Raw genomic sequence first — 10,360 nt, 5'->3', positions numbered from 1 at the left:
CCAAAATACGCCAATTTTGCACCTGGCCCGTATTAACGGGTCTTAATGACCAAACGGTTACTCTGTTTGACCTCTTCCATGACAACATAAGTACGGGTGTCGTTCACGCCCGGCAGACGCAGCAGGGTCTCACCTAAGAGTTTACGATACGCCGACATATCCGGTACGCGTGTTTTCAACAAGTAGTCGAAATCACCGGATACGAGATGACACTCTTGAATTTCTTCAAGTTTCTGCACTGCGGCGTTAAATTGCTCAAACACATCCGGGGCGCCACGATTCAGAGTAATCTCAACAAATACCAGCAGCGAGGCATCCAGATAATGCGGGTTTAACAGCGCCGTATAGCCCTGAATAAAACCCTGACGTTCCAGACGACGAACGCGCTCAAGGCACGGCGTCGGCGAAAGCCCAACACGCTTTGAAAGCTCAACGTTAGAAATGCGCCCATCCTTTTGCAATTCGTTGAGAATATTGCGATCGATACGGTCGAGATCTTTGCCCGGGCGCTTCTTGCTATCTACCATTATTATTGTCTCTCTCTATTCCTTCCTTCACCTGCCATAACCCTGGTGACGTCAATGTTCAGGGTGTACGTGAGAAGACCGATGCCTTGCGGCTGTCATCGACATCACGCATAGCGTCTGTCCACGTCATGCGTAAATTTCAATAACTCGGTAAATTTGCATCAGGTTTGCGCGAGAGCACGCGGCTTCCACATCACCAAATGTTTTTCTTCCTCGAATGTTTTCGCAAATGCTTAGGGGATTGTCAAAGCAAAACATCTATTTTTAGTGGAACGTGCCATATATTCCTTTTGGCTGATGATTATTCATCATTTTCGCACCGTGATTACCATGCTATTACAATGATTATTTATGCACATGACGGCGATATTCATTGGGCTTATAGGCAGCATCAATGACACACATCGTTAACAACATTGCTGCACTCTTTTTTTACTGCAACGAATTCCCTACAATCACCCTCATTGTCTGTAAACGTTCAATGAGGATCTCATGGGCACAGCTAAACACAGTAAGCTGCTTATTCTTGGCTCCGGCCCTGCGGGCTATACCGCAGCGGTCTACGCTGCACGCGCCAACTTAAAACCGGTTCTGATTACCGGGATGGAAAAAGGCGGTCAGCTGACCACCACAACCGAAGTCGAAAACTGGCCTGGCGATCCTAACGACCTGACCGGTCCGTTACTGATGGAACGTATGCACGAGCATGCGGCCAAGTTCGAAACCGAAATTCTGTTCGACCACATCACCAGTGTCGATCTGCAGAACCGTCCTTTCCGCCTTGTGGGCGACAGCGGCGAATACACCTGCGACGCACTGATTATCGCTACCGGAGCATCTGCACGCTACCTTGGCCTACCTTCTGAAGAAGCGTTTAAAGGCCGTGGCGTTTCTGCCTGCGCCACCTGTGATGGTTTCTTCTATCGCAATCAGAAAGTCGCGGTCATCGGCGGCGGGAATACCGCAGTTGAAGAAGCGCTTTATCTGGCCAACATCGCTTCAGAAGTGCATTTGATCCACCGTCGCGACAGCTTCCGTGCGGAGAAGATCCTGATCAACCGTCTGATGGATAAAGTGCAGAATGGCAACATTGTGCTCCACACCCACCGCACGCTGGAAGAAGTCACGGGCGATCAAATGGGTGTTAGCGGTCTTCGCCTGCGTGACACGCAAAACACCGATATTACCGAAGAGCTGGAAGTCGCTGGTTTATTCGTGGCTATAGGGCACAGCCCGAACACCGCCATTTTCAATGGTCAATTGGAACTGGAAAACGGCTACATTAAAGTGCAGTCTGGCATTCATGGCAACGCCACGCAGACCAGCATTCCGGGTGTATTTGCCGCAGGCGATGTGATGGATCATATTTATCGTCAGGCCATCACTTCTGCCGGAACCGGCTGTATGGCTGCTCTGGACGCCGAACGTTATCTCGACGGCCTGGCCGAACAGTGTAAATAATTTAAAGATGTTAAAAAAGGCGGCCTTGCAGGTCGCCTTTCTTGTTTCTGCCATGTAACATTGCCTGTCAAAATTGCCTGAGAATTCCTTCTTCTACCAGCATCTGGCACGCGATGAATAAAACCCGTCAGCAAGAACTTAGCCTCTGGCTAAAGCAGCAAAGTCTTATCTCTCGCCGTTGGCTGGGCTTGTCACGTCTGCTCGGTTTGGTCAGTGGTTTACTGATTGTGGCCCAGGCCTGGCTGCTCGCCCGCATTCTCCAGCACATGATCATGGAAAATATTCCGCGTGAAGCATTGCTCATGCCGTTTATTTTGCTGGTTCTGGTATTTGTGCTGCGCGCGTGGATCGTGTGGCTACGGGAAAAGGTCGGCTTCCACGCAGGACTGCACATTCGCCAGGAAATTCGCCGCCAGGTACTCGACAGATTGCATCAGGCAGGCCCGGCCTGGATTCAGGGCAAACCCGTCGGGAGCTGGGCGACGTTGGTGCTTGAGCAAATAGAAGACATGCACGACTACTATGCGCGCTACCTACCGCAGATGTCGCTGGCGGTCATGGTGCCTTTGCTGATTATTATTGCCATTTTCCCGATCAACTGGGCAGCCGCGCTCATTTTGCTTGGCACCGCGCCGCTTATCCCCATTTTCATGGCGCTGGTAGGCATGGGCGCAGCCGATGCGAACCGCCGTAATTTCCAGGCGCTGGCAAGGCTCAGCGGCCATTTCCTCGATCGTCTTCGCGGGATGGAAACACTCAGGGTATTTAACCGCGGTGCGGCGGAAACTGAAAATATTCGCGCGGCAAGCCAGGACTTTCGTCAGCGCACCATGGAAGTGCTGCGTATGGCCTTTCTTTCTTCCGGCGTGCTGGAGTTTTTCGCCTCGTTATCGATCGCCGTGGTGGCCGTCTATTTCGGCTTCTCTTACCTTGGCGAGCTGAATTTCGGCCATTACGGTGCCGGAGTGACTTTATTCGCTGGCTTCCTGGCGCTCATTCTTGCCCCTGAATTCTTCCAGCCGCTGCGCGATATGGGCACTTTCTATCACGCCAGGGCTCAGGCCGTGGGTGCGGCAGAGACCCTGAAAACCTTCCTCGACGCGCCGCTGCAACATCCAGAGCAAGGAACCGTGCAGCTTTCAGGCAACGGGACTTTTACTCTTGAAGCTCGCGAGATGACAATTCTGTCCGCAGAGGGAAAAGTACTGGCCGGGCCGCTGAATTTCATGCTTCCCGCCGGGCAACGCGTGGCGCTGGTGGGCCAAAGCGGTGCGGGCAAAAGCTCCCTGCTGAATGTCCTGTCCGGTTTCCTGCCCTATCAGGGGCAGTTGCTGGTCAATGGCGTCGAGTTGGCACAGCTTTCACCTGAATGGTGGCGCACACAGCTTAGTTGGGTGGGGCAAAATCCACAGCTACCAGCAGCTACATTGCGTGACAATGTACTTCTGGGGATGCCGGAAGCGGATGATGCTCGTTTGCAGGCAGCTCTGGATAAAGCCTCGGTAACAGAGTTTCTGTCGCAGCTGCCAGAAGGCATTGACACCCCAATCGGCGATCAGTCTATCCGCTTATCCGTGGGTCAGGCACAGCGAGTAGCCGTAGCCAGAGCGTTACTCTCCCCTTGTGGTGTTTTATTGCTGGATGAGCCTGCCGCGAGCCTGGATGCCCACAGCGAACAGCGTGTAATGGAAGCGCTCACGGAAGCGTCCCAGAAACAAACCACACTGATGGTGACTCACCAACTGGACTACATCAGCACTTGGGATCAAATCTGGGTGATGCGTAACGGGCAAATTGTTCAGCAGGGAAATTTCGAACAACTTTCCGCTGAAGAAGGCCCCTTCGCTGTATTGCTGGCGAGCCGCCAGGAGGAGATTTAATGCGCGCATTGCTGCCTTATCTGGCGCTTTATCGTCGCCACAAATGGTTGCTGTCTTTAGGCGTTGTTCTGGCGATTATCACACTACTTGCCAGCATTGGCCTGTTAACGCTCTCCGGCTGGTTCCTTTCTGCCTCTGCCGTGGTAGGCGTTGCCGGGCTCTACAGCTTTAACTACATGCTGCCTGCCGCTGGCGTTCGCGGGGCGGCGATCACCCGCACCGCAGGCCGCTATTTCGAGCGCCTGGTCAGCCACGATGCTACTTTCCGCGTCCTGCAGCATTTACGCGTGTCGACCTTTAGCAAGCTGCTGCCTCTCTCCCCTGCCGGACTGACGCGCTTTCGCCAGGGAGAATTGCTAAATCGCGTGGTGGCTGACGTCGATACGCTCGATCACCTTTATTTACGGGTTATTTCCCCGCTCGTCGGCGCTTTTGTCGTTATCCTGGTAGTGACTTTTGGCCTGAGTTTTCTCGACATAACTCTGGCGTTAACGCTTGGAGGAATTTTACTCGCGACGCTTATCTTGTTACCGCCGCTGTTCTACCGCGCCGGGCAGCCAACCGGGGAAGCGCTAACCGTTCAACGCGGTAACTATCGCCAACAGCTAACCTCCTGGCTGCAAAGTCACGCGGAATTAACCATTTTCGGCGCAGCAAACCGCGCACGCGAACAGTTAGATGCCACAGAAAACAGCTGGCAGGAAGCACAACGTCGCCAGGCTGGGTTAACCGCTCTGTCGCAAGCTGTCATGCTGCTCATCAGCGGTATTGCCGTGCTGACGATGCTGTGGATGGCATCCGCAGGTGTAGGCGAAAGCCAATCTCCCGGCGCGCTGATTGCCCTGTTCGTCTTTTGTGCCCTGGCAGCTTTTGAAGCGATGGCCCCGGTTACCGGCGCTTTTCAGCATCTTGGCCAGGTCATTGCCTCCGCGCTGCGCGTGACGCAAATCACCAGCCAGACACCTGAAGTTATTTTTTCTGAAGCAATGCAGCTCGAGCAACGTCAGGCAGCTCTGGACATTCGCGGGATGAACTTTACCTATCCAGGACAGAGCCAGCCGGCACTAAAAGACATTTCATTGTCTGTCAGCAACGGGCAGAGAATAGCGATCCTCGGTAAAACAGGCTGCGGTAAATCCACTTTACTGCAATTGCTGACCCGCGCATGGGATGCTCAGCAGGGAGAGATTAAACTTAACGGCATCGCCCTTAGCGCTTTTGATGAAGCCACTCTGCGCAAAGCAACGAGCGTTGTCCCGCAGCGCGTACACCTGTTTAGCGCCACGCTTCGCGATAACCTTTTACTGGCGTCTCCAGAGGGCAGCGATGCCCACCTCAGTACCGCTCTGACTCAGGTAGGACTTGAAAAACTGCTTGAAGACGGCGGGCTTAATAGCTGGCTCGGCGAAGGTGGTCGTCAGCTTTCCGGCGGGGAGCTTCGTCGCCTTGCGATTGCCAGAGCAATACTGCATAACGCCCCTCTTATGCTGCTGGATGAACCTACCGAAGGTCTGGATGCAGAAACAGAGCGTCAAATCCTTGATTTGTTAGCTGAAGTCACCAGAGATAAAACTGTGCTGATGGTCACTCACCGCCTGCGCGGTTTGAACGCTTTTGACAGCATAATTGTGATGGACAACGGGCAAATAATTGAGCAAGGTAATCACGCCGAATTAATGGCGTCCGGTGGACGTTATTATCAATTTCGCCAGCGTCTGTAGGCGTTCCTGATAAACTATGTATAACCCTAAATAATTCGAGTTGCAGGCAGGCGGCAAGACCGTAAGTCCCCAGGAGCATAGCTAACTATGTGACTGGGGTAACAAATCTGTCGGGAACAGATTTGAACGTTGCTCGCAGCGGCCCTTCAGGGTGAGGCTCATGGATGAGCCGAATAACGGGTGCAGTCAACGCACCTGCAGCTTGAAGTATGACGGGTTTATCAATTTATTACTGCTCTATTGCTCTGGAGTATTGTCCGTCATGCGCCTGGTACAGCTGTCTCGTGACTCGATTGCCTTTCCTTCGCCGGAAGGGGCGTTGCGTGAACCTAATGGGTTACTGGCGCTTGGCGGCGACCTGACTCCAGCACGCCTGCTGATGGCCTATCAGCGAGGCATCTTTCCGTGGTTTTCTCCCGGCGACCCTATTTTGTGGTGGTCGCCCGATCCCCGCGCCATTCTTTACCCTGAACAGTTTCACCTTAGCCGCAGCATGAAGCGCTTTCATCGCACTTCGCCTTATACCGTCACGCTCAACCACGCTTTTGAGCGCGTACTCTACGGCTGCGCCAGCGACCGAAATGAAGGCACCTGGATCACCGCAGACATTGTAGAAGCTTATTTGCGCCTGCATGAATTAGGCCATGCCCACTCCATTGAAGTTTGGGAAGGAAAAGAGCTGGCAGGAGGCATGTATGGCGTTGCGCAGGGAGCATTATTTTGCGGCGAATCGATGTTTAGCCGCCGGGTGAATGCCTCTAAAACGGCACTGCTGGTTTTCTGTCAGCACTTTATTCGCCACGGCGGAAAATTGATCGACTGCCAGGTATTAAATGAGCACACGGCTTCACTGGGCGTGATTGAAACTCCCCGTCGGGAGTATCTGCAGGCATTAGCGGAACTTCGTCTCCAACACTTAGGCTCTAATTGCTGGGTTCCGCAGACGCTGGAGCAATAATGTTTAACAACACATTTTATGTGAGGGTGTTATAATTAGCGCCGCTAAGTGGCTTTTGCCTGCTACCCCGCCGTTGTCTGGGATTTATTGTTTAAGGGAATACCCTCTCATTTATCTCCTTGCGTTCTTCATCGCAGACATTGCCATGCGGCAAGCTGCTCACCGGCGGGTAATAAGCAAAATGCACTTTCACTGGTGATTTCACCAACAATTCTTTACATGATAAGCGAACTTCGGCATTATCTTGCCGGTTCAAACTACGGTAGTGATACCCCAGAGGATTAGATGGCCAAAGAAGACAATATTGAAATGCAGGGTACCGTACTGGATACGTTACCTAACACCATGTTCCGCGTTGAGCTGGAAAACGGGCACGTGGTTACCGCTCATATCTCCGGTAAAATGCGCAAAAACTACATCCGCATTCTGACGGGCGACAAAGTCACCGTTGAGCTGACCCCGTACGACCTGAGCAAAGGCCGCATTGTCTTCCGTAGCCGTTGATAGTTTTTATTCCGCGGCCTGAGATGGGCGGCGTTGAGAGTTAGTTGTAATAGAAAGGCCGGGCAATGCCCGGCCTTTTTTACATCCTCAGCCAGCGCTAATGCGCGGCCTCCGGCTTGTGCTTCTGCGCACTTGCAAAGTTGAAGGTCAACTGCTGCTGGTCTTTATCCAGCGCAACCGTGACCTGCCCACCGTCAACAAGGGTGCCGAACAGCAGTTCGTTGGCCAGCGGTTTTTTCAGGTTGTCCTGGATAACACGCGCCATTGGACGAGCGCCCATCGCGCGGTCATAGCCCTTATCTGCCAGCCAGTCACGCGCTTCCTGACTCACTTCCAGCGAAACGCCTTTCTGATCCAACTGCACCTGAAGCTCGACGATAAACTTATCCACCACCTGATGAATCACCTCGGTAGAGAGATGGTTGAACCAGATAATGTTGTCGAGACGGTTACGGAACTCCGGCGTAAAGATCTTTTTGATCTCTTCCATCGCATCGGTGCTGTTGTCCTGGCGGATAAGCCCGATAGATTTACGTTCGGTTTCCCGCACCCCGGCGTTGGTGGTCATCACCAGAATCACGTTGCGGAAGTCCGCCTTGCGCCCGTTGTTATCGGTCAGCGTACCGTTGTCCATTACCTGCAGCAGCAGGTTAAAGACATCCGGGTGCGCTTTTTCGATTTCATCGAGCAGCAGAACCGCATGCGGATGCTTAATCACCGCGTCCGTCAGCAGCCCACCCTGATCGAAACCAACATAGCCAGGAGGAGCGCCAATCAGGCGGCTCACGGTATGGCGTTCCATGTACTCAGACATATCAAAGCGCAGCAGCTCAATACCCAGCGACTTCGCCAGCTGCACGGTGACCTCCGTCTTACCAACCCCCGTAGGGCCAGCAAACAGGAACGAACCGACAGGTTTATGATCCTGACCCAAGCCGGCACGACTCATCTTGATCGCTTCGGTCAGCGCTTCAATCGCTTTATCCTGGCCAAACACCAGCATTTTCAGGCGATCGCCCAGGCTTTTCAGCGTATCGCGATCGCTCGCGGAAACGCTTTTTTCCGGGATGCGCGCAATGCGAGCGACCACGGTTTCAATGTCCGCCACGTTAACGGTTTTCTTACGCTTGCTGACCGGCATCAGGCGGCTACGTGCGCCCGCCTCATCGATGACGTCGATAGCCTTGTCCGGGAGATGTCTGTCATTGATGTATTTCACTGCCAGCTCAACCGCCGCGCGAATCGCCTTCGCGGTATAGCGAACGTCGTGGTGCGCTTCATATTTCGGTTTCAGCCCGTTAATGATCTGCACCGTTTCTTCAACGCTTGGCTCAGTAATATCAATCTTCTGGAAGCGGCGCGCCAGAGCACGATCTTTTTCGAAGATGTTGCTGAACTCCTGATAAGTCGTCGAGCCAATCACCCGAATTTTACCGCCGGAGAGCAGCGGTTTAATCAGGTTAGCGGCGTCGACCTGGCCACCGGAAGCAGCGCCCGCACCAATAATGGTGTGGATTTCATCGATAAACAGGATGCTGTTTTGATCCTGTTCGAGCTGTTTCAGCAGCGCTTTAAAACGTTTTTCAAAATCGCCGCGGTATTTGGTACCGGCCAGCAGAGAACCGATATCCAGCGAGTAGATGGTGCAATCGGCCATCACTTCCGGCACATCACCCTGCACAATCCGCCATGCCAGCCCTTCAGCAATAGCCGTTTTACCCACGCCAGATTCACCGACCAGCAGTGGATTGTTTTTACGGCGACGGCACAGAACCTGGATAGCACGCTCCAGCTCTTTATCGCGGCCAATCAGCGGATCGATCCCGCCCACGCGCGCAAGCTGATTAAGATTGGTGGTGAAGTTTTCCATACGTTCCTCCCCGCCTGCTTGCTCTTCGTTGACCGGATTTTCAGAACCCGACGACTGATTCGGTTCGTCTTTGCGCGTGCCGTGAGAGATAAAGTTCACCACGTCGAGGCGGCTTACTTCATGTTTGCGCAGCAGATAGGCTGCCTGGGATTCCTGTTCGCTGAAAATGGCGACCAGCACGTTCGCGCCGGTCACTTCACTGCGCCCGGAGGACTGGACGTGAAACACCGCTCGCTGCAGCACACGCTGGAAGCTGAGCGTCGGCTGCGTGTCGCGCTCTTCAACGTTGGGTGGCAGGACCGGCGTAGTTTGTTCGATGAAGGCTTCGAGCTCCTGCCGCAGCGCCACCATGTCCACAGAACACGCTTCCAGCGCTTCGCGGGCAGATGGGTTACTGAGCAATGCCAGTAACAGATGCTCGACGGTCATAAACTCATGTCGGTGCTCGCGCGCTCTGGCGAAAGCCATGTTTAAACTGAGTTCCAGTTCTTGATTGAGCATAGGCACCTCCCCAAATTATCGGCCTTGTCAGGCTTTTTCTAGCGTACACAGCAACGGGTACTCGTTCTCCCTTGCATACTGGTTCACTAACGCCACTTTGGTTTCCGCTACTTCTGCAGTAAAGATGCCACAGATAGCTTTACCCTGATAGTGAACCGTGAGCATCAACTGCGTGGCACGTTCAACATCATAAGAAAAGAACTTTTGCAGTACGTCAATAACAAATTCCATTGGCGTGTAGTCATCGTTCATCAGTATAACTTTATACATGGAGGGCGGTTTTAGCGTTTCGCGCAGTTTATCCGCCGCCATTTGGTCAAAGTCCAACCAGTCGTTCGTCTTACCCATTGCGATTTATCATCGTTTGTTGAAGCCCAACATACTGTCAGGCAAGGCCTTATATTGAGTGTAATACGCTTTTCGCAAACGTATGACAACGTATTCGATCCCGTGACGAATCTCCGTGAGCGAGCTACATCACATTAATAGCAATAGCGTTAACTGCTTCAAATTTTTGACTCATTGTTGCCTTACCTGCCCCGCCAGACGCTTGACGCAGTGTATAAAATATCTACATTGTAGCGGGGTGAGTTGGCGAGGTTTTGAACAGCCCGCCCTTACCCACCGGTTGATTCCATCTCACTATTAAGAGTTACGAAGGATGTCGAAGCATGGAGACGGGTACTGTTAAATGGTTCAATAACGCCAAAGGGTTCGGTTTCATCTGCCCGGAAGGCGGCGGCGAAGACATCTTCGCTCACTACTCCACCATTCAAATGGACGGATACAGAACGTTAAAAGCCGGACAGCTTGTCAGGTTTGATGTGCATCAGGGACCTAAAGGCAACCATGCCAGCCTGATCGTTCCCCACGAGGCGGAAGCGGTCGCGTAGTTCCCCATTGATTGTGTACATCCCGCAAATAAAATGCCAGCCCAT

9 protein-coding genes are annotated in these 10,360 nt (G+C 53.0%); 6 read left to right on the top strand and 3 right to left on the bottom strand.

Features of this window, described 5'->3' with window-relative positions:
• Positions 1-32 precede the first annotated feature (32 nt).
• Positions 33-527 carry a leucine-responsive transcriptional regulator Lrp gene (gene lrp / locus LH86_RS11945; protein WP_000228469.1) on the bottom strand — a complete coding sequence of 165 codons (495 nt, stop codon included), beginning with the start codon at positions 525-527 and terminating at the stop codon, positions 33-35.
• Positions 528-1,019: 492 nt separating this feature from the next.
• On the opposite strand from lrp, the gene trxB reads away from it, so the two are divergent.
• The 5 genes from trxB to infA all read left to right on the top strand — a co-directional run bounded on the left by trxB (position 1,020) and on the right by infA (position 7,051).
• On the top strand, positions 1,020-1,988 hold the full coding sequence (trxB, locus tag LH86_RS11940) for a thioredoxin-disulfide reductase (RefSeq protein WP_039291478.1): 969 nt from the start codon (positions 1,020-1,022) through the stop codon (positions 1,986-1,988).
• Positions 1,989-2,101: 113 nt separating this feature from the next.
• Positions 2,102-3,868, top strand: a complete 1,767-nt coding sequence (gene cydD, locus LH86_RS11935; RefSeq protein ID WP_039301537.1) for a heme ABC transporter permease/ATP-binding protein CydD — start codon at positions 2,102-2,104, stop codon at positions 3,866-3,868.
• A complete protein-coding gene (cydC, locus tag LH86_RS11930; RefSeq protein ID WP_039301533.1) occupies positions 3,868-5,589 on the top strand; it encodes a heme ABC transporter ATP-binding protein/permease CydC in 1,722 nt (573 codons plus the stop codon). Before cydD ends, cydC begins: the two co-directional genes overlap by 1 nt.
• Positions 5,590-5,851: 262 nt before the next feature.
• On the top strand, positions 5,852-6,547 hold the full coding sequence (gene aat, locus LH86_RS11925; protein ID WP_039301531.1) for a leucyl/phenylalanyl-tRNA--protein transferase: 696 nt from the start codon (positions 5,852-5,854) through the stop codon (positions 6,545-6,547).
• Between the two features lie 285 nt (positions 6,548-6,832).
• Entirely contained in the window at positions 6,833-7,051 is a 219-nt protein-coding gene (infA, locus tag LH86_RS11920; protein ID WP_002211347.1) for a translation initiation factor IF-1, read from the top strand.
• Between the two features lie 97 nt (positions 7,052-7,148).
• Here the strand turns inward: infA and clpA are convergent, their stop codons facing one another.
• The gene (gene clpA, locus LH86_RS11915; protein ID WP_008461105.1) at positions 7,149-9,422 is read right to left on the bottom strand and encodes an ATP-dependent Clp protease ATP-binding subunit ClpA; all 2,274 of its coding nucleotides are present in this window, start codon (positions 9,420-9,422) and stop codon (positions 7,149-7,151) included.
• A gap of 27 nt (positions 9,423-9,449) precedes the next feature.
• The gene (clpS, locus tag LH86_RS11910) at positions 9,450-9,770 is read right to left on the bottom strand and encodes an ATP-dependent Clp protease adapter ClpS (RefSeq protein WP_008461103.1); all 321 of its coding nucleotides are present in this window, start codon (positions 9,768-9,770) and stop codon (positions 9,450-9,452) included.
• A 323-nt stretch (positions 9,771-10,093) separates the two neighbouring features.
• On the opposite strand from clpS, the gene cspD reads away from it, so the two are divergent.
• Entirely contained in the window at positions 10,094-10,315 is a 222-nt protein-coding gene (gene cspD / locus LH86_RS11905; RefSeq protein ID WP_008461102.1) for a cold shock-like protein CspD, read from the top strand.
• The last annotated feature ends 45 nt before the right edge of the window (positions 10,316-10,360 follow it).

Source organism: Cedecea neteri, from assembly GCF_000758325.1.
Taxonomy (GTDB): Bacteria; Pseudomonadota; Gammaproteobacteria; order Enterobacterales; family Enterobacteriaceae; genus Cedecea; species Cedecea neteri_B.
This window is presented reverse-complemented; position numbering and strand designations above follow the sequence as displayed.

Excerpts from the sequence above, each read along its gene's own strand:
- lrp (WP_000228469.1), bottom strand. The coding sequence starts at position 527 with ATGGTAGATAGCAAGAAGCGCCCGGGCAAAGATCTCGACCGTATCGAT.
- trxB (WP_039291478.1), top strand. The coding sequence starts at position 1,020 with ATGGGCACAGCTAAACACAGTAAGCTGCTTATTCTTGGCTCCGGCCCT.
- cydD (WP_039301537.1), top strand. The coding sequence starts at position 2,102 with ATGAATAAAACCCGTCAGCAAGAACTTAGCCTCTGGCTAAAGCAGCAA.
- cydC (WP_039301533.1), top strand. The coding sequence starts at position 3,868 with ATGCGCGCATTGCTGCCTTATCTGGCGCTTTATCGTCGCCACAAATGG.
- aat (WP_039301531.1), top strand. The coding sequence starts at position 5,852 with ATGCGCCTGGTACAGCTGTCTCGTGACTCGATTGCCTTTCCTTCGCCG.
- infA (WP_002211347.1), top strand. The coding sequence starts at position 6,833 with ATGGCCAAAGAAGACAATATTGAAATGCAGGGTACCGTACTGGATACG.
- clpA (WP_008461105.1), bottom strand. The coding sequence starts at position 9,422 with ATGCTCAATCAAGAACTGGAACTCAGTTTAAACATGGCTTTCGCCAGA.
- clpS (WP_008461103.1), bottom strand. The coding sequence starts at position 9,770 with ATGGGTAAGACGAACGACTGGTTGGACTTTGACCAAATGGCGGCGGAT.
- cspD (WP_008461102.1), top strand. The coding sequence starts at position 10,094 with ATGGAGACGGGTACTGTTAAATGGTTCAATAACGCCAAAGGGTTCGGT.